The organism is Citrobacter sp. RHBSTW-00859, assembly GCF_013729795.1.
GTDB classification, from domain to species: Bacteria; Pseudomonadota; Gammaproteobacteria; order Enterobacterales; family Enterobacteriaceae; genus Citrobacter; species Citrobacter braakii.
Map to the genome: position 1 here is coordinate 4,348,367 of NZ_CP056284.1, position 25,604 is coordinate 4,373,970.

Genomic DNA, 25,604 nt, shown 5'->3' on the forward strand with positions numbered 1-25,604 from the left:
GGGTGGCGTGTTCATATCAGTACTGGTCTCGGTCTAACCAGTTACCGCTTTCAATCAGCGTTAAGCCATCAACCGGACGTTGGTACACGTACATCCATGCACTTCCGTACGGCGTTTGAATTAACTGGCGTGCGTATTCACCGCCACGGGTACGCAGAGCGTCAAGCTCTGCCAGCGTGGCGTTATCAATACGATAAACTTCCCCGTGTACTGTTCCCTCTCCTGGAACGGCGCCTGGATAGTGGCCCAGGCTATACAACTGGTAGTTGTCGATACTGAAATTTCCCAGCAACAGGGCATTGGTCATCCAGTGGCTGTTGCCTTGTTTGGTTCGTAAACTGCCGTAGACAAATATTCGCATTGCTAAAACTCGAACTGATAGAGCAAATCAAGTGCCTGATCTACGCCAGACACAGCTTCCAGATATAGCTTAGGCATCAGACGATAACGTAGCGTGAGTGTCGCTAAGGAGTCAAATATACCCACACCATATTTCACCTGCAGACCTGGCAGTACGTATCCGCTGACAACCACCTGAGATGAATCACCCACCCCTTGTGTGTCCAGTGCCAGATTGCTTACGCCAAATGTCTCCCTGATTTTACCCACAACCTGACCACTTTGTGCAACCCCCAGACCAATAAGCATTGAAGTCATTGCCGCGCTGTCGCTCTGTTCACTATCCAGTCCTTGTCCGCGTAGCAGGTAGGAAAGCGCCATTTGCTGCGACATCGCCGGGTCGGAGAAGATTTCCGCCTTCGGTTCATCGGCAGTGCCCGTGACGCGAACCCCGGCGATCACGTCGTCTTCGGTGGCTTCCGGGTTACGAATTGCTTCGATGTTGAGTAACGGCTGATCAGGCGGACCGGAGAACAACAGTTCGCCCTTACGCACAATCAGATCCTGACCATAGGCATGGAAACGCCCGCTCGGAATATTAATTTGTCCGTTCAGCCCCAGCCCCTGCTTATCCTGCACCACTTTCAGATCGCCCGTCAGACGCGCTTTTAGACCAAAGGCGTCAATACGCACGTTGTTACCGACGTGGATGTTCAGGTTGCTGTTGATCGGAATACCTGCTGTCTGCGGTTTCTCCGGTTGCAGATTGTTGTTAAGCATGACCATATCGCTGGAAACCCCTACCGCGCTCTCCGGCAGGTCGTGTACCACGATACGCGCCCACGGCACATCCACGTTGCCATCGAGGGTAAACAGGCTCGGCGTGGCTTCAAAGACCACGTCCGGCGATACGTCCAGGCGGACCATCGGCGGCACGGTAATACGAACCCTGCTGCCTTTAGCCGCAACGCGCGCCCGCCAGTTGTCTATCTGACTCCAGTCGGCATCGCCGCTCAGGTTAATTTCGCCCTGCTGCGTACGCACCACGCCCGCCAGCGTTGAGCGTGTTCCGGTGAAGTTAACGGCTAACTGGCTTGGCTGCATGTCAAACGGCATAAAGTTGCCGTCGACATCCAGACCGCTCAGCTGCAGCTGTCCGAGCAGCTGCGGGCTTTGCACATCACCGCCCAGACGTAGGTTGGCGTTGATCACCCCAGCCGCTTTTTCACCGCGCGAGAAAATGGGGTTCACCATCGCCAGATTGAAGTTGCGGATGTTGACGTTGCCGCCGAGACTGCGGCGTCCTTGCGGATCCGTCACCTGCACCTGGCCGTCAAACTGCCCGTTGTTGGTCAGGCGAATCAGCCAGCCCAGCTCGGCACGGTTATTGTGCAGGTCGGCGGTCAGATTCAGCGTTTCAAACGCCACAGGGAGCGGCGCATCGTTCACGCTTTGCGTGACCTTCACATTACGTCCGCTCAGCGTAACCTGCCCCTGCGGCAGCCCCTCTTTGGTGGTGTCCCAGCTCACATCAGCTTTGCCAGTGAAAACGCCGCTGGCCTGGGTTGTATCCGGCATAAACGGTTTTAGCATCGCCAGGTCAAAGCGGTTAAGGTTCACCACCGCGCGTCCTTGTGCACCGGCATCAATGGTTTGCGGTACGCACAGTTCCGCATTCGGGTTGTTCCAGCAGTGCGGCCCAATGCTGATTTTCTGTTCCTGATTGCGATAATCCAGCGCGACAGGGCGGTTAAGGGACCACGGACCGACCGGCGTCTGGAAGCGGGTATCGCTTAACGCACCTTTCCAGCGCTGCTCTTTGCGATCAAAGCTACCTGCCAGGGAGAGCTGCCCGGAGACCGGTTCCCCCTGAATGCGCAACTGCAGCTCATGCTGCTTTTCGCTACCTTTGGCATTGAGCGTCACCAGGCCAATATTCACGTCAGGCTGTACAATCCGCTCTACGCGAACGTTGAGATTACCAGCGATTTGCTCTGCCGATTTCACGTCGCCTTCGACGCGCACCTGAGCGACGGACAGCTCCTGCCAGCGCAGACCCCGGGCGGTGATATCCGCCAGCAGTTGTGGCGCTTCAACCGTACCGCGAACTTTTACCAGCCCTTTCGCCGTACCGCCCAGTCCCGGCAGCGCGTTATCCAGACTCGGGGCATCAATCGTCGCGTCGAGATTGAGGTCTTTGACCCCCAGTTCCCCTTTCACATCGGCGCTGTTGCGTCCCAGTTCCAGATGCAGGCCCGGGATCGTCCACTGCAGGTAGCTGTTACCCTTCAGCGAACCGTGCACATTAACCTTGTTCTGCTTCACGTTGCCGGTCAGCTTCAGCTCGGGCACCTCCATCTGCCAGCTTCCGCCGTACAGACTGCCGCGAGTTTTCACCAGGCCATTCAGTTTTGATGGCCACTCCGGGATCGCTTTCGCCGTGTTGATGCCATCCAGCGTTAGCTCCCCGCGCCAGCTGATCGCCTGCTGCCAGTCCACCAGCGCTTTCAGCTCAGTTTTCCCTTCCAGCGCCGCAACGCTGAGTTTGTCGAGATTGATCTGCTGTTCGTTGCCTTTGGCGTCCAGCGTGATGGTAGCCGGAGGAATATCCTGCCCTTTCACAGCGGTACGCATCGACAGCGTATAGTCGGTCATCTTACCGGTCAGTTTGAGCTTGACGTCATCAGCCTGGAACTGCTTGTCGCCGGTAAACGGCCAGTAAACCTGCTTACTCACCACCTCAAGGTTGAGCGGCAATCCGGCTTCCGCCAGACGCGCCTGCGCCCGCAGGTCCATATCCACCGGACCAGACAGATTTACGCCGACTTCCAGCTGTTCACGCAGCGCGCCGCCGACCTTCAGCTTCACCTTTTCGCCTTTTAACGGGTCGACGTTGAGCGTGCTGTTTAACGTAATATCGACCGGCCACGTGTCGGTCAGTTGCGCCGTGCCGCTGGCTTTTACCGTCCCCTGATTCGAGTCGATATCCAGTGCATCGAGTTTCATGTTGCCGTCAATGCTGCTCACTTTCAGCAGCATGTTATGTACCGTTAAATCCGTATCCCCGGTCACGCGCAGCTGCTCGCCGCGAAACGCTTCAATGTTGAGATTGAGCGGCAGATGGACATCGGTCATTTCCGGCAGCACCGGCTTTGAGAACAGATCTTTTAGCGTTTCGCCGAGCGGTTTTTCATCCGGTTGCGGATTTTGAATCTTTGGTTCGACAACCTCTTCCTGCGCCACTTCCGCCACTTTAGGCAGGGCAATCAGCAGCCCCTGTAATGACGTTGGCTTCAGGGTCAGCGTTTTTTCCTGCCAGTTCAGGCCGGAGGTAAATTCCAGCACCGAAACCGTGGTGTCATCGATTTTGATATTGATGTTGTTCAGCGCCACGCGCGAAAGCGTGATTGGGTAAGGTGTGGAAAGGTTAAGCGGACCGCTCTCTTCCTCTTCAACCGGCGCTGATGGCGGCATCTTTTTGCTGTCGATCGCCACGTTGATATTTTTCAGCGACAGATCGTTGACGCACAGGCTGCTGTCCCACAGGCAGTTAAGCCCCACGGCCAGATGCACTTCGCCAGCATTCACCGCCACGCCAGGTTGGTCATAACGAATATTTTTGAGCGATAAATCCCGCCAGCCGCCGGTGACCTGACCAATCTCCAGCCCCGGAACCCAACGATTCGCCGCTTTGAAGATCAGATGCAGGCCCGAAGTGGTGCCGACGAGGAACGCCACCGTGCCTAACAACAGCAGGATAAAAATCAGCACGCCGAGGCTTATCTTCTTCCATAAACTCATAATTCAGGCCCCAGACCGATGTAAAACTGTAAACCATGTTCATCTTTGTCGCCCACAGGGACAGCAAAGTCGAGCTTGATGGGTCCCACTGGCGATTGCCAGCGTACGCCGACCCCGGCACCGGTTTTGAAATCGCTTCTGCGGATATCGCTGACCGCTTCGCCGCTATCGACAAACATCGCGCCCCACCATTTTCCGGTCACGTTGTACTGATATTCCAACGAGCCGGTCGCCAGCTTCGAGGCCCCTTTCAGCTTGCCGTCGCTGCCTTCAGGCGAAATAGATTTGTATTTGTAGCCGCGAATGCTGCGATCGCCCCCGGCGAAGAAACGCAGATCCGGCGGTACTTTGTCGAAGTCCCCGGTTTCGATCCAGCCGAGGTTGCCGCGCATTACAAAGCGATGACGATCGTACAGCGTGCGGATCCAGACGTTTTGCGCCTGGAAGACGGAGAAATCAACGTCTGAACCCCAGGCCGTGTTGGAGTAATCGATGGAATAACGTTGGGAGTCGCCCCAGACTGGCATCAGACCGCCGCGCGAGCGCGTCCGACTGATCATCACGCCCGGATAGAGCAGCATGGTGGTGTTAGTGACGTTACCCTGGGTAAAGTGGTCGAGGCTCCAGCGCAGGTTGATCGCGCGCTGCCAGCCGCTGGAGAGATCCCAGTAGCGGGAAACCGCAAGCGTAGTGGAGTCCTGCTCGGTATCGTTTAAATCGGTACGCTTAAAGCCCCCCTGCACCAGGTAATACTGCTCCAGCGGGTTCTTTAATAGCGGCATTTTATAACTGAAATCAAGAACCTGCTCTGGCGCAGAGATGCTGGCGCTGGTGGTCAGGCTGTGGCCATAGGAGTTCATCCACGGCTTTTTCCACGAGGTCTTCACCCGTGGACCGACGTCAGTTGAGTAACCGACCCCGGTTTCGATGGTATTTTCAGTTCGCGGCGACACCACGCCTTTCAGCGGCAGCACTTTGGTTTCACGGGCTTTATCAAATTCCGGTGCGACGACCACGGAATTAAACCATCCGGTCGCCGACAGACGACGGTTCAGTTCGCCCAGATCTTTCGACTCGTACTCTTCACCCTCTTTAAAGGGCACCAGATTTTGCAGGTACTCATCGCGAATTTGCGAGCCTTCAAAAGTGACATGCCCAAAGCGATAGCGTTCACCGCTGTTGTAATCGATATCCCAGAATGCCTGGCGGCGTTCGAGCGCTATCCCAAGCTGGCTTTTATTAAATTCACTGTCGAAATAGCCTTTGCGCAGCGCCACGCTGGTGAGTGATTTTTTGAAGTTATCATAGTCCCCCTGATTCAGCACGGTGCCGATTGCCGGTCGCGTTTTCAGCAGATCCAGGTAATCTTTATCCGTACGTGCGCCACCGCGCAGAATCACTTCGGTGCCGCCAATCAGCACCGGCTCACCAGGGGTCACTTTGGCAATCAGCACCTGGCGTCCTTTCGCCGGCGGCGGACGCAGCTCAAAATCAATGGTGGGCTCAAAGTAGCCCAGCGCTTTTAGCCCTTCGCGGATGGCATCATCAACGCGCGCACGAAAGCGTCGGTCTGGAGTGACTTCATCACTTTGAATCGTGGATAGCTGCGCACGGACGTTTTTCTCCAGCGGTCCTGATAATCCTTCGACCTGTAAGCGAACATTCGCTGCGGCGGCGGAGCCACTTAAGCACAGTAATCCCACCCAACATAACTGACGGATATGTGGCACATTTTCTCCTGAATATCCTTTTTTCCCACCCCTGGAAAAAAATACTATGCCGTTCCTCGGCTTAACAAAAAATCAACAATAAGAGTTGAAAAACAGACGACAACCCAAATATTTCTTATGTTTAACTCTAGACGTATTCACGCCGTTTATTGTGGGCAAAGACGCGTCTCGTTACAACCTTAACCCAAATGACTGATTTCGGGAGAACGGCCATGAGTTTATTTGATAGAAAGCATCTTGTTACTCAAGCAGATGCCCTACCTGGACGCAACACCCCGATGCCAGTGGCAACGCTGCATGCGGTTAACCAACATTCGATGACCAACGTGCCCGACGGTATGGAGATAGCCTTTTTCGCCATGGGATGTTTCTGGGGCGTTGAACGTTTATTCTGGTCATTACCCGGGGTATACAGCACAGCGGCCGGATATACCGGCGGCTACACCCCTAACCCAACCTATCGGGAAGTGTGTTCCGGCGATACCGGACACGCCGAAGCGGTACGCGTCGTCTATGATCCGCATGTTATCAGCTACGAGCAACTGCTGCAGGTGTTCTGGGAAAATCACGACCCGGCGCAGGGCATGCGTCAGGGGAACGACCAGGGGACGCAGTATCGCTCCGCCATTTACCCGTTAACACCGGAGCAAACCGTCGCGGCACAGGCAAGCCTTGAGCGTTTTCAGGCAGCAATGACCGCCGCTGGCGACGAGCGCACTATTACAACGGAAATCACTACCGCAACCCCGTTCTACTATGCCGAGGACGACCACCAGCAGTATCTGCATAAAAATCCTTATGGGTACTGTGGCATTGGCGGGATTGGCGTTTGTCTGCCGCCACAAGGATAATCGCCACCCTCTGGCGGCTTTACAGTACCTTACGCTATACTAGCTCCTGAAATTGCCGGTCCACTCCCTTCGGACCGGTTTTCAATGTGTATTTCACACGGATTTATCAATTTATCCCTTCCGAGGATCTGGCCTTAACGGTCGGATAAGATATGTTAAACAGTATTTTAGTCATTCTCTGCCTGATCGCCGTGAGTGCGTTTTTCTCGATATCCGAGATCTCGCTTGCTGCATCACGCAAAATAAAACTTAAACTGCTTGCCGATGAAGGCAACGTAAACGCACAACGTGTTTTGAAGATGCAGGAAAACCCCGGCATGTTTTTTACCGTTGTGCAAATAGGCCTTAACGCGGTCGCTATTCTCGGTGGTATTGTCGGTGATGCGGCATTCTCCCCGGCGTTTTACAGCCTTTTCTCGAAGTACTTCACTCCAGAGCTGTCCGAACAGTTAAGCTTTATTCTGTCGTTCTCGCTGGTTACTGGCCTGTTCATCCTGTTCGCGGATTTAACTCCGAAACGCATCGGTATGATTGCGCCAGAAGCTGTGGCTTTGCGTATCATCAACCCGATGCGCTTCTGCCTGCTCGTCTTCCGCCCGCTGGTGTGGTTCTTTAACGGTCTGGCAAATAACATCTTCCGTCTGTTTAAGATCCCGATGGTGCGTAAAGACGACATCACCTCGGACGATATTTACGCCGTGGTCGAAGCGGGTGCGTTGGCAGGGGTTCTGCGTAAGCAGGAACATGAGCTGATTGAAAATGTGTTCGAACTGGAATCCCGTACCGTACCGTCTTCCATGACCTCGCGCGAGAATATTATCTGGTTCGATCTCCACGAAGATGAGCAAAGCCTGAAGAACAAGGTGGCGGAACACCCACACTCCAAATTCCTGGTGTGTAACGAAGATATCGACCACATCATTGGCTATGTCGATTCAAAGGATCTCCTCAACCGCGTACTGGCGAACCAAAGCATGGCGCTGAACAGTGGCGTACAGATCCGCAATACGCTGATTGTGCCGGATACGCTGACGCTCTCTGAAGCGCTGGAAAGCTTCAAAACCGCAGGCGAAGACTTTGCCGTCATCATGAACGAATACGCGCTGGTGGTGGGGATTATCACGCTCAACGACGTTATGACTACGCTGATGGGCGATTTAGTCGGTCAGGGTCTGGAAGAGCAGATCGTGGCGCGCGATGAAAACTCATGGTTAGTCGATGGCGGTACGCCGATTGATGACGTTATGCGCGTCCTGGATATCGATGAGTTCCCGCAGTCCGGCAACTATGAAACCATCGGCGGCTTTATGATGTTCATGCTGCGTAAAATCCCGAAACGCACCGACTCGGTGAAGTATTCAGGCTACAAATTTGAAGTGGTGGATATCGATAACTACAAGATCGATCAGCTGCTGGTGACGCGTCTGGACAGTAAACCTACCGTACTGGTACCGAAACTGCCGGATGCAAAAGAAGAGGCAAAGGCGTCTTAACGTCCTGCAGAAACATCAACGGCTCCCATCCAGGAGCCGTTTTTTTAACTACCGCATAGCACTTTGATCAAGCCATCTCAGTTTGCAGACGCAAGACCTGACGGTTAACTTCGGACATCACGGAAAAATGCAGTTTGTCCTTCACTTTTGGGATAAGAATCTTACCCTTATCAAATTCAAAAGCGCCTACATCCTTGATATATAACCGTCCACGAAACAGGATCTTCACGTACTTCGCCACCTGCAGCGGGTTGTATCGTTGGAAAATTTTCATTGTTGTCTCCTGCTGAGCATTACGCCTTTGCGGTACCACAATCGGTCCGACAATCCTCAGGCGCAAATTTTAATGCCCTATGACTATAGACTATCTCGCTCATGTTTCCAGCGTGTATAAGTTTATTTACCTTCAGGTTACAAATATTCAGAATTATCTTTTCAACGCTTCGCTGTCTTCAGTATAAGCCTTCATTTTTCGCAGGATTTGTGCGCCCGTCCGCAAACTGGCATCGCGCTTGCGGGAAAAAGCATCAATCGCACATATGATTAAATTCCAGACCCAAGTGGTCGGATCACCTGCAAAATAAAGAAAGAAGGAAAACCTATGACCTTACAAAAACTGCTGGCGCTGTCGTGCCTGCTGCTGCCGATGATTGCCGGTGCGCATTCGTTTGAGACTAACCAACGCGTACCGCCGGTGGGGATCGCCGATCGTGGCGAACTGATTCTCGATAACGATAAGTTTAGCTACAAAAGCTGGAATAGCGCGCAGCTGCCAGGGAAAGTGCGAATTGTGCAACACATTGCCGGACGCACCTCCGCCAAAGAGAAAAATGCTACGCTGATCGAGGCAATCAAGGCGGCCAACCTGCCGCACGACAAATACCAGACCACCACGATCGTCAACACCGATGACGCCATTCCTGGCTCCGGTATGTTTGTGCGCAGCAGTCTGGAGAGCAATAAGAAGCTCTACCCGTGGTCACAATTTATTGTCGACAGCAATGGCATTGCGCGTAAAGCCTGGCAACTGGATGAAGAGAGCTCCGCTATCGCCGTACTTGACAAGGACGGACGCGTTCAGTGGGCAAAAGATGGTGCGTTGACGCAGGAAGAGGTGCAGCAGGTTATTGCCCTGCTGCACAAATTACTCAGTAAATAGCAACGCGGAAGCCGGGGTTGAGGAATGATTCACGTGGGGTGTAATCCAGAGATTTCCCCTGCCAGTCGTGAACGTGCGCCCCGGCTGCGGCGGCAACGGCGTGGCCAGCGGCGGTGTCCCATACGTTAGTTGGCCCAAAACGTGGGTACAGTTGTGCCTGCCCTTCCGCCACCAGGCAGAACTTCAGCGATGAGCCAATCGACGTGGTCTGGTGCTCACCCAACTGTTGCAGATACTCTTTTAACTCATTGTCAGCATGCGAGCGGCTAATCACCACCAACGGCGGACGCGCGTCACGAACATGGATTTGTTTGCGCACGCCGCACTCTTCTTTCCACGCTTTACCTTCTGCCGCGCTGTACATCACTTTCATCACCGGCGCGTAAACCACGCCCAGTACCGGCTTTCCTTGCTCGATAAGCGCAATATTGACGGTGAATTCACCGTTACGCTTAATGAACTCTTTGGTACCGTCCAGCGGGTCTACCAGCCAGTAGCGCTGCCAGTGCTGGCGAACATCCCAGCCAGGAGGCGCTTCTTCAGACAGGACCGGAATATCCGGCGTCAGCGCCAGTAATCCTTCGAGGATCACCGTATGCGCGGCGATATCCGCCGCCGTGACCGGAGAATCGTCCTGCTTGCTGGTAATCTCCATCGGTTTGATTCCATCGTAGACCTGCATAATGGCATCGCCCGCATTCCGTGCAAGCTGGCATACATGTTCTAACATTCTCCACCTCGTTTCTGTCGTGGTGTTAACTCGTTGTTTTACTTATACCCGATCGCCAAAGGATCCGCCAACTGTGATAGCGTCTGCGGTTTTAAACGCTATATTCATGTCATGATTCACAGTTCTGTAAGCAAGAAGATTTATATACATTTTCTTTTGTGGCTTAGATCTTAAAAGGATGCCCCTGATGATTAAGTTTAGTGCAACGTTTCTGGCCACGCTGATTGCAGCCAGCGTCAATGCCGCGACCGTCGATCTGCGTATAATGGAAACCACTGATTTACATAGCAATATGATGGATTTCGATTATTACAAAGATACGCCGACTGAAAAATTTGGCCTGGTTCGTACGGCAAGCCTGATCAACGCAGCACGTGGTGAAGTCAAAAACAGCGTGCTGGTTGATAACGGTGATCTGATTCAGGGCAGCCCGCTCGGGGATTATATGGCGGCCAAGGGGCTGAAAGCGGGCGAAACGCATCCGGTATATAAGGCACTGAATACGCTGGATTACGCCGTGGGTAACCTTGGCAACCATGAATTCAACTACGGTCTTGAGTATCTGCACAACGCGCTAGCCGGGGCGAAGTTCCCTTACGTTAACGCCAATATCATCGACGTTAAGACCAAAAAGCCGCTGTTTACTCCTTATCTAATCAAAGAGACTGAGGTTGTCGATCAGGAAGGAAACAAGCAGACGCTGAAAATTGGCTATATCGGTTTTGTGCCGCCGCAGATCATGACCTGGGATAAAGCCAACCTCAGCGGCAAAGTGACGGTGAATGACATTACGGAAACCGCACGTAAATACGTGCCGGAAATGCGAGCCAAAGGTGCCGATGTCGTGGTGGTGGTTGCTCACTCCGGGCTTTCTGCCGACCCATACCAGGCGATGGCGGAAAACTCCGTTTACTACCTCAGTGAAGTTCCGGGCGTGGATGCCATTATGTTTGGTCACGCTCACGCCGTTTTCCCGGGGAAAGACTTTGCCAACATCAAAGGCGCAGATATCACAACAGGTACGCTCAATGGCGTTCCTGCGGTGATGCCGGGCATGTGGGGCGATCACCTGGGCGTGGTGGATTTAGTGCTGAATAACGACAGCGGTAAATGGCAGGTTACGCAGGGGAAAGCGCAGGCGCGCCCGATTTATGACGCCGCGGCCAAAAAATCACTGGCTGGCGAAGACCAAAAAATCGTTGAGATCCTAAAAGCCGATCACGATGCCACGCGTGAATTTGTCAGCAAACCAATCGGTAAATCTGCCGACAACATGTACAGCTATCTGGCGCTGGTTCAGGACGACCCGACCGTGCAGGTGGTGAATAATGCGCAGAAAGCCTATGTGGAACATTTTATCCAGGGCGATCCGGACCTGGCAAAACTACCGGTACTTTCCGCCGCTGCGCCGTTTAAAGTCGGTGGACGCAAGAACGATCCGGCCAGCTTTGTCGAAGTCGAAAAAGGTCAGCTTACCTTCCGTAACGCCGCTGATTTGTATCTCTATCCCAATACCCTGGTCGTGGTGAAAGCCAGCGGTAAAGAGGTGAAAGAGTGGCTGGAATGTTCTGCCGGGCAGTTTAATCAGATTGATATCCACAGCAGCAAACCACAGTCGTTAATTAACTGGGATGGCTTCCGTACCTATAACTTCGACGTGATTGACGGCGTGAATTATCAGATTGATGTTTCACAACCCGCTCGCTATGACGGTGAATGCCAGACGATTAACCCGCAAGCGGAGCGTATTAAAAATCTGACCTTTAACGGCAAACCGATCGATCCGAACGCAACCTTCCTCGTCGCGACCAACAACTACCGCGCCTACGGCGGTAAGTTTGCCGGGACCGGCGACAGCCACATCGCGTTTGCATCACCAGATGAAAACCGCTCGGTGCTGGCAGCATGGATAGGTTCCCAGACAAAGAGCGCAGGCGAAATTCATCCGGCGGCAGATAACAACTGGCGTTTGGCGCCGATTCACAGCGAGACACAACTGGATATTCGCTTTGAAACATCACCGTCTGATAAAGCCGCTGCGTTTATCAAAGAGAAAGGCCAGTATCCACTGAAGAAAGTCGCTACCGATGACATCGGCTTCGCCATTTATCAGTTGGATTTGAGTAAGTAAGACCACGCCGGGTGGCACTGCGCCATCCGGCAAGCCCGACCGGGTCGTTTACGTTGATGCCGGGACGTCTTCGTTCTTAACGGTATGATTTGCCAAAACCTGCGGCAAATTCACCTCTATCCAGTCCGCCAGCGCTGCGACTTTTTCGCTCACCTGCTCACCCAACGGTGTCAGGCTATACTCCACATGCGGCGGTACCACCGGATATGACACCCGATTGATAAACCCGTCCTGTTCTAACGCCTGCAGGGATTGCGCCAGCATTTTTTCACTGACGCCGCCCATCTTACGGCGCAAATCGCTGAAGCGGTGCGTACCGTCGCGCAGCGCCACCAGAATCAATACACCCCAGCGGCTGGTGACGTGTTTTAACACCTCGCGGGAGGGACACTGCTCGGCAAACAAGTTGCCATCACGTAATTGCTGGGAGAGCGTCAAAGCTGTCATTTTCATACTAACCTTTTTGTGCGTACTTACTAAAAGTAAGTTTAGGTGTTAATGTGATTAAACACAAGACCAATACCAAAGGAGTTATCCTATGATCGCGATTACTGGTGCCACTGGCCAACTGGGCCAACACGTTATTGAAACGCTACTGAAAACCGTTCCTGCCAGCCAGATTGTGGCTATTGTGCGTAATCCTGCTAAAGCGACGGCGCTTAGCCAGCAGGGCATTACCGTTCGTCAGGCGGATTACAGTGATGAAGCTGCCTTTACCACAGCCTTACAGGGGATAGACAAGTTACTGCTAATCTCCTCCAGCGAAGTGGGACAACGTGCCCCGCAGCATCGCAACGTGATTAACGCGGCGAAAGCGGCCCACGTGAAATTTATCGCCTACACCAGCCTGCTGCACGCCGATCGCTCCCCGCTGGGGCTGGCTGATGAGCATGTCGCAACCGAGAAGATGCTGGCTGAATCCGGTATCGCGTACGCGCTGCTGCGTAACGGTTGGTACACCGAAAACTATCTCGCCAGCGCACCAGCCGCGCTGGAACACGGCGTGTTTATTGGGGCGGCGGGAGAAGGCAAAATCGCCTCGGCGACCCGTGCCGACTATGCCGCTGCCGCTGCGCGCGTCATCAGTGAAGACGGTCATGCCGGTAAAATCTATGAACTGGCGGGCGACGCAGGCTGGACCCTGAGCCAGCTGGCGGCCGAACTGGCAAAACAGAGCGGTAAAAAAGTGGTGTATCAAAATCTGAGCGAAGCTGATTTTGCCGCCGCGCTGAAAAGTGTAGGTCTGCCTGCCGGACTGGCGGACATGCTGGCTGACTCAGACGTTGGTGCCTCTAAAGGTGGCCTCTTCGACGACAGCCATACGCTGAGCAAACTGATTGGTCGCCCAACCACGTCGCTGGCAGACAGCGTCAAAAGCATCGTGTAAGTGTTAAAAATTAGTTAATTGTGGTGGCATCCCCGCGCATCCTCTCTGATAATGACATGATGATGCGTGGGGAGAGAAGACGTGCAAGGTGTACCTGAGCAGTTTATTGATGAGAAAGACAGCGCCCGCTTTCGCCATCTGGCACAGGTGCCGGGCGTTGAGCTGTATCATGCGCACATCTCGCGTTACGCCTTTGAACCCCACACCCATGAAGCGTTTGGTATTGGCGCGATAGAAGCCGGAGCCGAACGTTTTCGCTATCGCGGCACGCAGTACGTGGCCCCCGCCCATTCCGTCGTCACCATGAATCCCGATGAGCTACATACCGGCGAAGCGGAAACCGCCGACGGCTGGCGCTATCGGATGATCTATCTTGAGCCCGATCTTCTGGAAGAAGTCACCGGGATCCGCCACTGGTGGTTTCATGACGTAACGCGTCACGATCCGCTACGCTCGCGCCAGATCTGCTCGCTGATCCATGGCCTGTGGAACACTGAGGATCCGCTGGCGCAAAAAGGGCTATTACTCGATCTGATCGACACGTTCCAGCCGCTGGCCCGCCATGCGCCGGTATTACCGGAGGGAGCGCATCGCTTTGAACGGGTACGCGAGTATTTGCACGATAATTATATGCACCCGGTCACGCTCGACGAACTGGCGCGGGTTGCAGCGCTGAGTCCCTGGCATTTTCAGCGCCAGTTTAAATCTCATTTCCACGTCACGCCGCACCAGATGCTGATGGCTATCCGCCTGTGGCGAGCCAAAGGTTTTCTCACTCACGGAATGCCCGCCGCGGAGGTCGCTGCCGCAACCGGCCTCACCGACCAGTCGCATCTCACCCGCGCGTTTACCCATCGCTACGGTATTACGCCGGTACGTTATCAGAAACAAGTCGTCCGGCGTTGAACAGCAATCTCATACAATACGGCTGCATTTTTCCTGCCTACACTCGACTTATTGTTAAGCGATGTGGATGTCAAAAATGATTAGCGGCGTGTTGTATGCCCTGCTGGCTGGGCTGATGTGGGGATTAATTTTTGTTGGGCCGCTGATCGTACCGGAATACCCGGCGGTATTGCAGTCGATGGGGCGCTATCTAGCGCTGGGGCTGATAGCGTTGCCGATTGCCTGGCTGGGACGTGTGCGCTTGCGTCAGTTGACGCGCAAAGACTGGGTCACTGCGCTGGCGCTAACGATGATGGGTAATCTGATTTATTACGTTTGCCTGGCAAGCGCCATCCAGCGCACTGGCGCGCCGGTTTCAACGATGATTATTGGTACATTGCCGGTTGTGATCCCGGTCTTCGCTAACCTGCTCTACAGCCAGCGCGACGGCAAATTATCATGGTGGCGTCTGTCGCCTGCGCTGGTGCTGATTGGTATCGGTCTGCTGTGCGTGAATATCTCGGAGCTGAATCAAGGCTTACCCGACTTTAGCGGCTGGCGTTATGGTTCTGGAATCGCGCTGGCGCTGATCTCGGTAGTGTGTTGGGCGTGGTATGCGCTGCGTAATGCCCGCTGGCTGCGCGAGAATCCAGATAAGCACCCGATGATGTGGGCGACGGCCCAGGCACTGGTAACGTTGCCTGTTTCTCTGCTCGGTTATATTGCAGCCTGCCTGTGGCTGAACGGGCAAACGCCGGACTTTGCCCTGCCCTTCGGCCCGCGTCCGGGCGTGTTTATCGGCCTGATGATAGCGATTGCGGTATTGTGTTCGTGGGTTGGCGCACTGTGCTGGAACGTCGCCAGCCAAAAATTGCCGACGGTGATCCTCGGCCCGCTGATTGTCTTCGAAACGCTGGCTGGCCTGGTGTACACCTTTATCCTGCGCCAGGAATTCCCGCCGCTGCTGACGGTAAGCGGCATTGCGCTGCTGATTGTTGGGGTGGTGATAGCCGTCAGAGCCAAACCACAGAAACCAAGCGTCGTCGTGGTTCCACAATCATAATGGCCCGGACGGCGCTGCGCTAATCCGACCTACAAGATATTATTTTGTAGGCCGGAGTAGACGTTAAACTTTAAACACCGCTACGGTCTGATTCAGTCGTGCTGCCTGCTCTTCGAGCGCGGCGGCGGCGGAAGCGGACTCCTCCACCAGCGAGGCGTTTTGCTGCGTCACGCGATCCATCTCGGCAACCGCCTGACCTACCTGATCGATACCCCGGCTCTGTTCATCAGAAGCCGAGGCTATCTCGCCCATGATGTCGGTCACACGGGTCACGGCGCTCACAATTTCCGCCATCGTTTCACCCGCTTCATGCACCAGCGCCGTACCGGCATTCACCCGATTCCCCGAGTCATCAATCAGTGCCTTAATCTCTTTCGCCGCCTGAGCGCTACGCTGTGCCAGTGTACGGACCTCGCCAGCGACCACGGCAAACCCGCGCCCCTGCTCGCCCGCACGCGCCGCTTCTACTGCCGCGTTCAGCGCCAGAATATTGGTCTGGAAGGCAATGCCGTCGATAACATTGGTAATTTGCGCGATTTTGCTGGAACTGGTGGCAATTTCATCCATCGTACGCACTACGCCATCAACCACGGTTCCGCCTTTCTGCGCCGTCTGTGAGGCATTTTTTGCCAGACTGGTCGCCTGACGCGCGTTATCCGCGTTCTGCTTCACGGTAGCGGTGAGTTGTTCCATGCTGGCAGCAGTCTCTTCCAGAGAGGCGGCCTGCTGCTCGGTACGTGAAGAGAGATCGTTACTGCCGGCGGCAATTTCACCTGCGCCGGTATAGATGGTGTCAGCCCCGTCACGCACCACGCTGACTGTGTTCGCCAGCGCCTGCTGCATGTCGCGAACGTTGACTGCCAGCAGCGCCATCTCATTGCTGCCATCTGCGTTGATGCTGTGCGTCAAATCACCCGCAGCAATGTGGCGAATATGCCCCATCACTTCGTGGAGAGGCTTGAGCAGCACTCGCTGCATCGCCAGCCAGCTGGCGATAATCACGGTGACGACAATCAGCATCACGGCAGACAGCAGCCAGATTATCTTCTGGTAATCACTCTCATTGTCCTGCACCCCGGCAGTGGCCAGCGCCGTTTGCGCGCTACGCCATTCCCGATAGACTTCCTGCATGGCCGTTTGCTTTTGCTCGGCATTCTGCTTGAACATCTCTTCCAGCTTACCTTCAGCCAGCAGCGCGTTCATTTTAGCCAGCGTCGCAGAATAGATGCCGTACTGCTCTTCCAGTCGATCGGCCAGATGTTCATCAAGCCCCGGCGTTTCCGGCAGGGCGTAGTATTTATCGTAATGCTCTTTCGATTCGGCCAACAGGCGATTTGCCGTGTTCACCAGTTCCTTCAACTGACCGCCGTTAATCTCGCTAGCCATCGTTCCCTGTAAACGCAACATGCCCCGGTTGAGCGTGACGCGAGCCTGGTTCAGGCTAATCCACGCATCGGTAAACTCGGCCACGTTCTGGCTGGAAAGCTGAGAGACGTTAAAGTTTTGCTTATCGTTATTGAGCGCGCCAATAAAGACGCCCGCAGAGATGAGCTGCATCGCGCCAAGGGCGAGTAACACGGTGATAAGTAGGGTTATCACTTTGATTCGTTTAAACATCTGTAGCCTTTTATTATGCAGGTATTGTCTGAGGTCTAACTATCGGCAGCGGCGTGCGCTTATTTAATCCTGTCGCGCGGCTTTTTTCGCCGCCCCTCTCCTTTCTAATAAGATTCAGCACCTTAACGAAACAAGAAATTTTCGAGACATTCCTCACAAAAAACCCCACCACGAAAGCAATACCGTTCAGTTAACGCCTCTGTATCAGAAATCATCAGCCTGTATTGGCGGAGGTGATGAACATGCTATCTCAGAGAAAGGGTTCCGTTCACCTCATGTTCATCGTTTCTCTGAAACACGATTCCTGTGAACGTGTTAAGGGTACTATCGCCGTACCCTTAACAATCCCGGCTCCCGGCGGGAAAATTGCCGCTCCGCGGTCCCCTCCGTTTATTCCTCCAGGCTACCGGGCCGGGCGCGAGGTAGCGTCCCAGCAAAACGCGCCCTGAACCCGCATCCCTGCAGGTTCTCCCGGCCTTACGGAAACACGTCGGCAATTTTCAGCCGGACCAGCCCACACCTGACCCCCTGCGTTTTTTATCTGAACAGCAAAACAGATTTAACTGGAAGTCAGTGCGTTGCAGCGATGACCCCGTTCCGGCTGAAAATCGATGAGGCGTTGACGGCTGACCGGGTCTGCCCGCAGGGATGCGGGCAGAGGGGACAGCCTGCAGGGACGCAGGCCCGGCCCCGACCCGACAGGCAGACGGCATAAGACGAATGAATCGCGCAGCGACGATTTTCCCGCCGGGAGCCTGGGTTGCAAGGGAGGCGGCGGTGAGCCTCCTTTGCACGTTCACGGGTATCTGAGCTTCAGAAAAGTGATACCACTGAGGTGAACGGAACTCTGAGCCAAAATCACATGTTCTCCATAATGCTTAACTGAACGGCATTGCACCCCGAAAGGGTTATATCCTTCGCCATAAGTTGTATTTAAAATACATCTTATATTATTGAGAATGAGGTAACGGCAATGTCTTATCGCGATCAACCTTTAGGTGAACTGGCGCTCTCTATTCCTCGCGCTTCGGCCCTATTTCGTAAATACGATATGGATTACTGCTGCGGCGGTAAGCAAACGCTGGCGCGCGCTGCTGCGCGTAAAGAGCTGGATTTAGACGTTATTGAGGCACAGCTCGCGCAGTTGGCTGAACAGCCGCTGGAGAAAGACTGGCGTACCGTGGCACTGGCTGAAATCATCGATCATATCATCGTGCGTTATCACGACAGACACCGCGAACAGCTGCCGGAACTGATCCTGCAGGCCACGAAAGTTGAACGCGTTCACGCAGATAAACCGAACGTACCACGCGGTCTGGCGAAAAACCTGACCATGCTGCATGAAGAGCTGTCCAGCCATATGATGAAAGAAGAGCAGATCCTGTTCCCGATGATCAAACAGGGCATGGGTAGCCAGGCGATGGGACCAATCAGCGTGATGGAAAGCGAACATGACGATGCCGGTGAACTGGTCGAAGTGATCAAACACATCACCCATAACGTGACGCCGCCGCCAGAAGCCTGCACCACCTGGAAAGCCATGTATAACGGCATTAACGAGATGATCGACGACTTGATGGAACACATCAGTCTGGAAAATAATGTATTGTTCCCGCGAGCTCTCGCCGGGGAGTAAAGATATCGCCGGATAGCGCTAACGCGTATCCGGCCTACGGAATTCAGGCCCGGTAAGCACCGCGCTACCGGGCACTAAAATTAACGCATACCTGCCATACGTTTCTTACCGATAAACAACCAACCCAGACCCAGCGCGATGAACCACAGCGGCGTCACGATCAGCGCCTGGCGGGTATCATCTTCCAGCGTCAGCAGTACCAGTACGAAGACGAAGAACGCCATACATACCCAGCACATCAGCTTGCCTAGCGGCATCTTGTAGATTGATTTTTCATGCAGGTGCGGACGCTGCTTGCGGTACACCAGGTACGAGCAAAGAATGATGGTCCAGACGAACATGAACAGAATCGCCGACACGGTAGTGATCATGGTGAACGCGCCAATCACGCTCGGGTTCACGTAAAGCATCACCACGCCGCCCAGCAGACAGATACAGGAGAAGGTTAAACCTTTCGCCGGAACTGCGCGTTTAGACAGTTTGGCAAATGCTTTAGGCGCTACGCCTTCCTGTGCCAGGCCGAACAGCATACGGCTGGTAGAGAACACGCCACTGTTTGCGGAAGAGGCAGCTGAAGTCAGCACCACAAAGTTGATCAGGCTCGCCGCGGCAGGCAGACCGACCAGCACAAACAGTTCAACGAATGGGCTCTTGGTTGGCACTACCGAGCTCCACGGTGTTACGGACATAATCACGATCAGCGCAAAAACGTAGAACATGATGATACGGATCGGAATCGAGTTAATGGCACGCGGCAGAGATTTCTCTGGGTCCTTGGTTTCTGCAGCGGTCGTTCCCACCAGCTCAATACCCACAAACGCGAACACGGCTATCTGGAAGCCAGCAAAGAAGCCGCTCAGACCTTTCGGGAACCAGCCACCGTCATTCCACAGATGCGTGAACGATGCCTGAACGCCGGTTGGCGACTGGAAGTGCGTCAGCACCATCACCAGACCAACGACAATCAGGCCGATGATGGCGACGATTTTGATCATCGCAAACCAGAACTCCATCTCACCGAACATTTTTACAGTGGCAAGGTTGAGGCTCAGCAGCAGCACGATCACCGCCAGCGAGGCGACCCAGTCTGAAAGTTCGGGGAACCAGAATTGCGCATACGCCGTAATGGCGACAACGTCTGCCATCCCGGTAACAACCCAGCAGAACCAGTAAGTACAGCCGGTAAAATACCCGGCCCATGGCCCGAGCAGATCAGAGGCGAAATCACTAAAAGATTTGTACTCCAGATTCGAGAGCAGTAATTCACCCATTGCACGCATCACGAAAAACAGCATAAAACCGATGATCATATACACAAAGATGATCGACGGTCCGGCGAGGCTGATGGTTTTACCAGAGCCCATAAACAGGCCGGTACCAATAGCACCACCAATGGCAATAAGTTGAATATGACGGTTTGTGAGATTGCGCCGTAGCGACTGTTCAGACGAAGCCTCTTCAGCGGCGTCGACTTTTACCTGATCTACCATGTTTTTTCTTCCTGTACCTGTCTGTGTTGTTCAGGCTCTACGGCCTTTAGTGTGTCTATGATACGACGTTCCTGATTATCAGGACTCATCGATATTAGGTAAGAATTGGCGGGATGAATACTAAGATTTAGATATAATGTTAATTTAATGTTTAAAGTGAGTGTCATATCACTCTGATAGCGCGAATCAGCTCACAAAAATACACGCTAACGAGGCATTTGCAAAATAAAATATCGACAACCACGTAACTATAGCTTTTCACGCTATTTTTTTGTTCCCCCCGGCCTCGGAGGGAACAGAAGTCACTGCTTACAGGATCTCAAGCAGCTCAACGTCGAACACCAGCGTGCTGAACGGAGGAATGGACGCGCCAGCGCCACGCTCGCCGTAAGCCAGTTCCTGAGGAATAGTCAGTTCCCATTTGGAACCTACCGGCATCAGGGTCAGCGCTTCAATCCAGCCAGGGATCACGCCGTTAACCGGGAATTCAGCCGGTTCGCCGCGTGCGACAGAGCTGTCAAACACGGTACCGTCGATCAGTTTACCGGTGTAGTGCACGCGAACGCGGTCAGTACGCGCTGGAATAGCACCTTCCCCCTGAGTCAGAACACGGAACTGCAAACCGGATTCAGTGCTGTTCACACCGTCTTTCTCACGGTTTTCTTCCAGATATTTGACGCCATCAGCCGCCATAGCCTGGAAACGCTCGCGACGTACTGCATCAGCGCGTTCGTGGATTTCACGCAGTGCGCGATGCACAACATCAACCGGCACTGCCGGGTGCTTACCTTCCAGCGCGTCAGCGATACCCGCTACCAGCGCTTCAGGCAACAGTCCTTCCAGTCCGGATTCACTCAGCTGTTGTCCTACCTGCAAACCAATGCCGTAGCTTGCTTGCGCTTCGATAGTGTCAAAAGTCGGGTTAGCCATCATATTTCCTTTCATCGGATGTAAAGTAGCGGGCAGCATATCAGCCATGCCGCATCCGGTAAAACTTTGTCTCGGGAACAGATGACAAATCGCGAGGAAACATAAACAATAGGAATACCCCGCGTTGACGTCACGAAAGCGGGTAATATGACGAACATCATAGCATTAGCCATCTATACTCTATGATCGAGGAACGAGACGCGGAGCAGGAGGAAAGCCATGCCCGGGCGCTTTGAATTAAAACCAACCCTGGCGAAAATCTGGCATGCACCGGACAATTTTCGCATTATGGATCCGCTACCGCCTATGCACCGACGCGGCATTATAATTGCTGCTATCGTGCTGGTGATAGGCTTCCTGCTGCCCTCCAGTGACACCAGCGATGCCCCTGTGGTTACGCGTACTGCCCAGCTGGATTTACAGTCACAGTCGCAGCCACCGACCGAAGCTCAACTGCAGGCACAGTTGGTCGCCCCGCAAAACGATCCGGGCCAGGTCGCTCCGCTTGCGCCTGAGCCAATCCAGGAAGGAGAACCAGACGCGCAGCCGCAGGCTCAGCAATCTCAGCCGCAGACGCAACCTTTCCAACAGGATAGTGGAATTGAGCAGCAGTGGCGCTCCTATCGCGTGGACTCGGGCAAAACGCTGGCGCAGGTATTCCGTGACCATAACCTCCCGCCAACCGATGTATACGCAATGGCGCAGGTTGAAGGTGCCGGAAAACCGCTGAGCAACCTGAAAGACGGCCAGATGGTACAAATCAGGCAGAATGCCAACGGCGTGGTAACGGGATTAACCATTGATACCGGTAATGGTCAGCAGGTACTGTTTACTCGACAACCTAACGGCAGTTTTATTCGCGCCCGTTAACCGGCACACCTGTAGACCTGATAAACACAGCGCATCAGACATCAAGGTGAAGCGTCAGCGCTTCACCTTGTTCACCCACCAGATCCCGGAACAGACTAGCACCAGCGCCAACGCATATTTCCATTCGAGAATGTTTTCGCCGAGGAATATCGCCGACAGAACCGCCCCCGAAACCGGGATCAGGAAGTTAAACGGCGCAATCATCCCCACGCGGTTATGCTTGAGCAGAATACTCCATAACGCAAAAGCGACCGAAGAGAGTAACGTCAGGTAGCCCAGAATCGCCACTGAAGACGCGCCGTGTACGGTCAGCGTGCCACCAAAAGCGTAGCCGCCGATAACCAGCGCCAGACCGCCGACACCCAACTGATATCCTGTCATTACCGTCGGGTCTACCGTCTGAGAAATGCGTTTACCGTATAACGTGGCGGCAGAAAGAATAAAGGCCGCCATCACCACTGAACCGTCCCCTAACAGGCTGAAGTTAAAATCCAGTCCGCTGCTAAAGTTCACCACCATTACGCCAGTAAAGCCCAGGATACAGCCCAGCACTTTGTTGTAGCTCAGCTTGTCGTTCTGATAGATAAAATGGGCCAGCAGCACGCTGAAGAAGGTGCCGGTCGCGTTCATGATCGACCCTTTCACCCCCGTCGTGAACGCCAGGCCAATATAGAAGAAGATGTATTGCAGCGAGGTTTGCGTAAGTCCCAACAGCGTGAGCTGACCGTACTGACGCGGGCTTAACCGGCCAATCGGTTTACGCTGCGCCACCGCAAGCAATAGCAGCAATAATCCAGCAAACAGGAAGCGATAGCCGGCAAAGACAATTTTTGAAGGAATGTCATCCGTGGCAATCTGGAAGATCTCATATCCGCTTTTGATCGCCGGATAGGCGCTCCCCCACAGCAGACAGCAGAACGCTGCGCTCAGGTAGACAACATTTTTACGCGCAAACAGAGGTTGGTGCGTTGGTTCCATTCCATCACCACTTTGAAATAATGTTTTATTTTTATGATTATCCCGAAAAGGATAAAGAATAGCCAGAGCGAAAAGCGGAGGGAACAGAAAAGCAAAACGCCGACACAAGGCCGGCGCTTTTACGCGGTAATCAGAATAAAAACTTATTCTGCAACTACGTTTACAGTCAGCTTAGCAAACACTTCGCTGTGAACCTGGAAGCTCACTTCGTGCTCACCAGTGGTACGCAGAACGCCGTTCGGCAGACGAACTTCGCTCTTAGCTACTTCAACGCCAGCTGCAGTTACAGCGTCAGCGATGTCGCGAGTACCGATGGAACCGAACAGTTTACCTTCGTCGCCAGCTTTAGACGCGATGGTTACGGTTTCCAGTGCGTTGATTTTCTCAGCACGAGCTTCAGCAGCAGACAGAACGTCAGCCAGTTTAGCTTCCAGCTCAGCGCGACGCGCTTCGAAAAATTCAACGTTTTTCTTGGTAGCAGGAACAGCTTTACCCTGTGGTACCAGGAAGTTACGAGCATAGCCCGCTTTAACGTTAACCTGATCACCCAGGCTACCCAGGTTTGCTACTTTATCAAGCAGAATAACTTGCATTACCTTATCCTCTCAAAGTCGTATTAATGGACCGTGACCGATTACTGATGACGATCAGTGTACGGCAGCAGGGACAGGTAGCGAGCGCGTTTGATAGCGCGAGCCAGCTGACGCTGGTATTTTGCACGGGTACCGGTGATACGGCTTGGGACAATCTTACCGCTTTCGGTGATGTAGTTTTTCAGCGTAGCGATATCTTTATAGTCGATCTCTTGAACGCCTTCCGCGGTGAAACGGCAGAACTTGCGACGACGGAAATAACGTGCCATATGGCTAGTCTCCAGAATCTATCAATTCAATCTGCTCGGCATGCAGAACCATTTTGCTCAGGCCGTTCTTTGCCTTGTGGCAAGAGATGAACCCCTGAACGGTCACTGCGCTACCGACCGTTATACTGTGAGTAATGGCCTGGTTTTCGTGTCCGCTAATAATAACGGGCATTTGGCACCACGCCTGCCGGTGAAACCCGGCTTCCTCCTGCACAGAACGATGCTCAAGCACGAACTGGCAATGAGGAATTCCTGATGGACTGACCTTTCGAAGGGGAGCCCTGCACACGGTGCCGGACAACGCCAGACGGTTGGTCATCAGAAATTACTCTTCAGAATCCCCAGCTTCAGCATCATCTGCGGTTTCGTTAGCGAAATCATCGCGACGTTCACGACGCTCGTCTTTCGCTTTAACCATCGGAGATGCTTCGGTAACAGCGTGTTTAGTACGCATAACCATGCTGCGGATAACGGCATCGTTGAAGCGGAAGGTAGTTTCCAGCTCATCGATCACTTCCTGCGGCGCTTCAACGTTCAGCAGAACGTAGTGAGCTTTGTGCAGTTTGTTGATCGGGTAAGCCAGCTGACGGCGGCCCCAGTCTTCCAGACGGTGGATCGTGCCTTCTGCACCAGTGATGGCAGCAGTGTAGCGTTCGATCATACCCGGAACCTGTTCGCTCTGGTCAGGATGGACCATAAAAACGATTTCGTAATGACGCATCGAATTGCTCCTTACGGATTATTCAGCCTCCTGTCTGGGTCAGCCGAGGCCCGGGGAGGCAAGGAACGTGTTAAAGGTCGGCTGAAAAATTGACGCGTCATAATACTGGCGCCTGCCACTAAACTCAAGGTAATTGTACGATTATTTATCATGTCGCCATTAATACATATCCAGCAGCATTTTGACGCTGATGCAAATGGAGACAATGACAATCATGGGTCGGATAACTTTCTTGCCGCGCGTTAGTACGACCGTCGCGCCAAGACGTGCGCCGAGGGACTGCCCGGCAAACATCACCAGCCCCAGTGACCAGATCATTTTACCGCCAAAAATGAAGAACAATATCGAGGCGATGTTGGATGCCAGGTTAATAAAATTCGAGTGAATTTGCGCCTTATCGATGCTGTATCCCCACAGTAGGATATAGCTGAGGGTATAAAAGGAGCCAGCCCCGGCACCGAGAAAGCCGTCATAAAAACCAATGCATCCCCCGCCAATCAACGAGAAGAGAAACAGGGATACCTGCTGCTTTCTTTTCGGTTCGCTGAGATTTGGCGCAAAAATAAAGTAGATAGCGACCGCGATAATCAGGATCGGGAGCAGTTTCTTCAGCAGCTCCGGTTCAATGAACTGGATAAGCGTCGTTCCCATCGCAGAACCGATAAAGGCAGATAAAAACACATACTTGTGCTCCTGCACGTTGATATGCCCCCGGCGTAAAAAATAAATCCCGGAGGTCAGCGAGCTGCCCAGTGCCTGAATTTTATTGGTTGCCAGCGCATTCGCCGGGGGTAAACCAGAAATTAACAGTGCGCCAATCGAGAGAAAACCACCGCCGCCCGACACCACGTTAATAAAGCCTGCCACCAGCGCGACCATAAACATAATCACAAAGTAGCTGAAATCCATGAATGAAGTATCCATAAGTTTT

Annotated in this window: 25 protein-coding genes; 9 read left to right on the forward strand and 16 right to left on the reverse strand. The window is 53.6% G+C overall.

The annotated features are described in order from the left end of the window. Positions 1-16 precede the first annotated feature (16 nt). From HV302_RS21720 to tamA, 3 genes are read right to left on the reverse strand one after another with little or no spacing between them, the layout of a single operon-like run. Entirely contained in the window at positions 17-361 is a 345-nt protein-coding gene (locus HV302_RS21720) for a gamma-glutamylcyclotransferase family protein (RefSeq protein ID WP_016151451.1), read from the reverse strand. A 2-nt stretch (positions 362-363) separates the two neighbouring features. Further along, positions 364-4,140, reverse strand: a complete 3,777-nt coding sequence (tamB, locus tag HV302_RS21725) for an autotransporter assembly complex protein TamB (protein WP_181626570.1) — start codon at positions 4,138-4,140, stop codon at positions 364-366. Next, a complete protein-coding gene (gene tamA / locus HV302_RS21730) occupies positions 4,137-5,870 on the reverse strand; it encodes an autotransporter assembly complex protein TamA (protein ID WP_016155528.1) in 1,734 nt (577 codons plus the stop codon). Before tamA ends, tamB begins: the two co-directional genes overlap by 4 nt. 212 nt (positions 5,871-6,082) lie before the next feature. On the opposite strand from tamA, the gene msrA reads away from it, so the two are divergent. Together msrA and HV302_RS21740 are read left to right on the forward strand one after the other, a co-directional pair. Beyond that, positions 6,083-6,721, forward strand: a complete 639-nt coding sequence (gene msrA / locus HV302_RS21735; protein ID WP_046275831.1) for a peptide-methionine (S)-S-oxide reductase MsrA — start codon at positions 6,083-6,085, stop codon at positions 6,719-6,721. Positions 6,722-6,873: 152 nt separating this feature from the next. Next, the gene (locus tag HV302_RS21740) at positions 6,874-8,214 is read left to right on the forward strand and encodes a hemolysin family protein (RefSeq protein WP_003830418.1); all 1,341 of its coding nucleotides are present in this window, start codon (positions 6,874-6,876) and stop codon (positions 8,212-8,214) included. A 67-nt stretch (positions 8,215-8,281) separates the two neighbouring features. On the opposite strand, the gene HV302_RS21745 is transcribed toward HV302_RS21740, so the two are convergent. Beyond that, on the reverse strand, positions 8,282-8,488 hold the full coding sequence (locus HV302_RS21745) for a DUF1107 domain-containing protein (protein WP_003025710.1): 207 nt from the start codon (positions 8,486-8,488) through the stop codon (positions 8,282-8,284). A gap of 327 nt (positions 8,489-8,815) precedes the next feature. On the opposite strand from HV302_RS21745, the gene HV302_RS21750 reads away from it, so the two are divergent. Continuing rightward, a complete protein-coding gene (locus HV302_RS21750; protein WP_047358569.1) occupies positions 8,816-9,373 on the forward strand; it encodes a YtfJ family protein in 558 nt (185 codons plus the stop codon). On the opposite strand, the gene cysQ is transcribed toward HV302_RS21750, so the two are convergent. After that, positions 9,363-10,103 (reverse strand): 3'(2'),5'-bisphosphate nucleotidase CysQ, encoded by a 741-nt coding sequence (cysQ, locus tag HV302_RS21755; protein WP_016151445.1) that lies wholly within the window; start codon positions 10,101-10,103, stop codon positions 9,363-9,365. The two genes, HV302_RS21750 and cysQ, sit on opposite strands and share 11 nt — an antisense overlap. Before the next feature lie 187 nt (positions 10,104-10,290). On the opposite strand from cysQ, the gene cpdB reads away from it, so the two are divergent. Beyond that, positions 10,291-12,234, forward strand: a complete 1,944-nt coding sequence (gene cpdB, locus HV302_RS21760; protein ID WP_016155525.1) for a 2',3'-cyclic-nucleotide 2'-phosphodiesterase — start codon at positions 10,291-10,293, stop codon at positions 12,232-12,234. Positions 12,235-12,282: 48 nt separating this feature from the next. Here cpdB and HV302_RS21765 read toward each other — a convergent pair whose 3' ends face one another. After that, positions 12,283-12,687, reverse strand: a complete 405-nt coding sequence (locus HV302_RS21765) for a winged helix-turn-helix transcriptional regulator (RefSeq protein ID WP_047358571.1) — start codon at positions 12,685-12,687, stop codon at positions 12,283-12,285. A gap of 85 nt (positions 12,688-12,772) precedes the next feature. Between HV302_RS21765 and HV302_RS21770 the strand changes: the two genes are divergently transcribed. The 3 genes from HV302_RS21770 (at position 12,773) to HV302_RS21780 (ending at position 15,569) form a co-directional block, all read left to right on the forward strand. Beyond that, the gene (locus HV302_RS21770; protein ID WP_016151442.1) at positions 12,773-13,621 is read left to right on the forward strand and encodes an SDR family oxidoreductase; all 849 of its coding nucleotides are present in this window, start codon (positions 12,773-12,775) and stop codon (positions 13,619-13,621) included. A gap of 81 nt (positions 13,622-13,702) precedes the next feature. Next, the gene (locus tag HV302_RS21775) at positions 13,703-14,527 is read left to right on the forward strand and encodes an AraC family transcriptional regulator (RefSeq protein WP_016155523.1); all 825 of its coding nucleotides are present in this window, start codon (positions 13,703-13,705) and stop codon (positions 14,525-14,527) included. A 76-nt stretch (positions 14,528-14,603) separates the two neighbouring features. Next, on the forward strand, positions 14,604-15,569 hold the full coding sequence (locus tag HV302_RS21780) for a DMT family transporter (protein WP_016151440.1): 966 nt from the start codon (positions 14,604-14,606) through the stop codon (positions 15,567-15,569). Between the two features lie 63 nt (positions 15,570-15,632). Here the strand turns inward: HV302_RS21780 and HV302_RS21785 are convergent, their stop codons facing one another. Continuing rightward, a complete protein-coding gene (locus tag HV302_RS21785; protein WP_046275835.1) occupies positions 15,633-17,186 on the reverse strand; it encodes a methyl-accepting chemotaxis protein in 1,554 nt (517 codons plus the stop codon). Between the two features lie 500 nt (positions 17,187-17,686). Continuing rightward, positions 17,687-17,986 (reverse strand): hypothetical protein, encoded by a 300-nt coding sequence (locus tag HV302_RS28070; RefSeq protein WP_220131629.1) that lies wholly within the window; start codon positions 17,984-17,986, stop codon positions 17,687-17,689. Positions 17,987-18,159: 173 nt separating this feature from the next. Between HV302_RS28070 and ytfE the strand changes: the two genes are divergently transcribed. Then, a complete protein-coding gene (gene ytfE / locus HV302_RS21790) occupies positions 18,160-18,822 on the forward strand; it encodes an iron-sulfur cluster repair protein YtfE (protein ID WP_003025690.1) in 663 nt (220 codons plus the stop codon). Positions 18,823-18,902: 80 nt separating this feature from the next. Here ytfE and cycA read toward each other — a convergent pair whose 3' ends face one another. Together cycA and fklB are read right to left on the reverse strand one after the other, a co-directional pair. After that, positions 18,903-20,312, reverse strand: a complete 1,410-nt coding sequence (gene cycA / locus HV302_RS21795) for a D-serine/D-alanine/glycine transporter (protein ID WP_181626571.1) — start codon at positions 20,310-20,312, stop codon at positions 18,903-18,905. A gap of 309 nt (positions 20,313-20,621) precedes the next feature. Then, positions 20,622-21,242 (reverse strand): FKBP-type peptidyl-prolyl cis-trans isomerase, encoded by a 621-nt coding sequence (fklB, locus tag HV302_RS21800; protein ID WP_029139741.1) that lies wholly within the window; start codon positions 21,240-21,242, stop codon positions 20,622-20,624. A gap of 219 nt (positions 21,243-21,461) precedes the next feature. Between fklB and HV302_RS21805 the strand changes: the two genes are divergently transcribed. Further along, positions 21,462-22,112, forward strand: coding sequence for a LysM-like peptidoglycan-binding domain-containing protein (locus HV302_RS21805; protein WP_016151435.1), 651 nt, complete (start codon positions 21,462-21,464; stop codon positions 22,110-22,112). A gap of 54 nt (positions 22,113-22,166) precedes the next feature. Here HV302_RS21805 and HV302_RS21810 read toward each other — a convergent pair whose 3' ends face one another. The 6 genes from HV302_RS21810 to HV302_RS21835 form a co-directional block, all read right to left on the reverse strand. Next, positions 22,167-23,090, reverse strand: a complete 924-nt coding sequence (locus HV302_RS21810; RefSeq protein ID WP_016151434.1) for a DMT family transporter — start codon at positions 23,088-23,090, stop codon at positions 22,167-22,169. A gap of 143 nt (positions 23,091-23,233) precedes the next feature. Continuing rightward, entirely contained in the window at positions 23,234-23,683 is a 450-nt protein-coding gene (gene rplI / locus HV302_RS21815) for a 50S ribosomal protein L9 (protein ID WP_003025676.1), read from the reverse strand. A 41-nt stretch (positions 23,684-23,724) separates the two neighbouring features. Next, complete coding sequence (rpsR, locus tag HV302_RS21820) at positions 23,725-23,952, reverse strand: 30S ribosomal protein S18 (protein ID WP_000135199.1); 228 nt, start codon at positions 23,950-23,952, stop codon at positions 23,725-23,727. A gap of 4 nt (positions 23,953-23,956) precedes the next feature. Then, the gene (priB, locus tag HV302_RS21825; RefSeq protein WP_003025674.1) at positions 23,957-24,271 is read right to left on the reverse strand and encodes a primosomal replication protein N; all 315 of its coding nucleotides are present in this window, start codon (positions 24,269-24,271) and stop codon (positions 23,957-23,959) included. 6 nt (positions 24,272-24,277) lie between these two features. After that, complete coding sequence (gene rpsF / locus HV302_RS21830; RefSeq protein WP_016151433.1) at positions 24,278-24,673, reverse strand: 30S ribosomal protein S6; 396 nt, start codon at positions 24,671-24,673, stop codon at positions 24,278-24,280. A 159-nt stretch (positions 24,674-24,832) separates the two neighbouring features. Further along, positions 24,833-25,597, reverse strand: a complete 765-nt coding sequence (locus HV302_RS21835; protein ID WP_016151432.1) for a TSUP family transporter — start codon at positions 25,595-25,597, stop codon at positions 24,833-24,835. Positions 25,598-25,604 lie beyond the last annotated feature (7 nt).

What these genes read in the sequence shown, in the direction of transcription:
- ytfE (WP_003025690.1), top strand. Translation starts at nt 18,160, where the DNA reads ATGTCTTATCGCGATCAACCTTTAGGTGAACTGGCGCTCTCTATTCCT.
- cysQ (WP_016151445.1), bottom strand. Translation starts at nt 10,103, where the DNA reads ATGTTAGAACATGTATGCCAGCTTGCACGGAATGCGGGCGATGCCATT.
- HV302_RS21750 (WP_047358569.1), top strand. Translation starts at nt 8,816, where the DNA reads ATGACCTTACAAAAACTGCTGGCGCTGTCGTGCCTGCTGCTGCCGATG.
- msrA (WP_046275831.1), top strand. Translation starts at nt 6,083, where the DNA reads ATGAGTTTATTTGATAGAAAGCATCTTGTTACTCAAGCAGATGCCCTA.
- priB (WP_003025674.1), bottom strand. Translation starts at nt 24,271, where the DNA reads ATGACCAACCGTCTGGCGTTGTCCGGCACCGTGTGCAGGGCTCCCCTT.
- HV302_RS21835 (WP_016151432.1), bottom strand. Translation starts at nt 25,597, where the DNA reads ATGGATACTTCATTCATGGATTTCAGCTACTTTGTGATTATGTTTATG.
- HV302_RS21785 (WP_046275835.1), bottom strand. Translation starts at nt 17,186, where the DNA reads ATGTTTAAACGAATCAAAGTGATAACCCTACTTATCACCGTGTTACTC.
- fklB (WP_029139741.1), bottom strand. Translation starts at nt 21,242, where the DNA reads ATGGCTAACCCGACTTTTGACACTATCGAAGCGCAAGCAAGCTACGGC.
- HV302_RS21810 (WP_016151434.1), bottom strand. Translation starts at nt 23,090, where the DNA reads ATGGAACCAACGCACCAACCTCTGTTTGCGCGTAAAAATGTTGTCTAC.
- HV302_RS21745 (WP_003025710.1), bottom strand. Translation starts at nt 8,488, where the DNA reads ATGAAAATTTTCCAACGATACAACCCGCTGCAGGTGGCGAAGTACGTG.
- cycA (WP_181626571.1), bottom strand. Translation starts at nt 20,312, where the DNA reads ATGGTAGATCAGGTAAAAGTCGACGCCGCTGAAGAGGCTTCGTCTGAA.
- HV302_RS21805 (WP_016151435.1), top strand. Translation starts at nt 21,462, where the DNA reads ATGCCCGGGCGCTTTGAATTAAAACCAACCCTGGCGAAAATCTGGCAT.
- HV302_RS21740 (WP_003830418.1), top strand. Translation starts at nt 6,874, where the DNA reads ATGTTAAACAGTATTTTAGTCATTCTCTGCCTGATCGCCGTGAGTGCG.
- rplI (WP_003025676.1), bottom strand. Translation starts at nt 23,683, where the DNA reads ATGCAAGTTATTCTGCTTGATAAAGTAGCAAACCTGGGTAGCCTGGGT.
- rpsF (WP_016151433.1), bottom strand. Translation starts at nt 24,673, where the DNA reads ATGCGTCATTACGAAATCGTTTTTATGGTCCATCCTGACCAGAGCGAA.
- cpdB (WP_016155525.1), top strand. Translation starts at nt 10,291, where the DNA reads ATGATTAAGTTTAGTGCAACGTTTCTGGCCACGCTGATTGCAGCCAGC.
- HV302_RS21770 (WP_016151442.1), top strand. Translation starts at nt 12,773, where the DNA reads ATGATCGCGATTACTGGTGCCACTGGCCAACTGGGCCAACACGTTATT.
- HV302_RS21780 (WP_016151440.1), top strand. Translation starts at nt 14,604, where the DNA reads ATGATTAGCGGCGTGTTGTATGCCCTGCTGGCTGGGCTGATGTGGGGA.
- HV302_RS21765 (WP_047358571.1), bottom strand. Translation starts at nt 12,687, where the DNA reads ATGAAAATGACAGCTTTGACGCTCTCCCAGCAATTACGTGATGGCAAC.
- HV302_RS21720 (WP_016151451.1), bottom strand. Translation starts at nt 361, where the DNA reads ATGCGAATATTTGTCTACGGCAGTTTACGAACCAAACAAGGCAACAGC.
- tamB (WP_181626570.1), bottom strand. Translation starts at nt 4,140, where the DNA reads ATGAGTTTATGGAAGAAGATAAGCCTCGGCGTGCTGATTTTTATCCTG.
- rpsR (WP_000135199.1), bottom strand. Translation starts at nt 23,952, where the DNA reads ATGGCACGTTATTTCCGTCGTCGCAAGTTCTGCCGTTTCACCGCGGAA.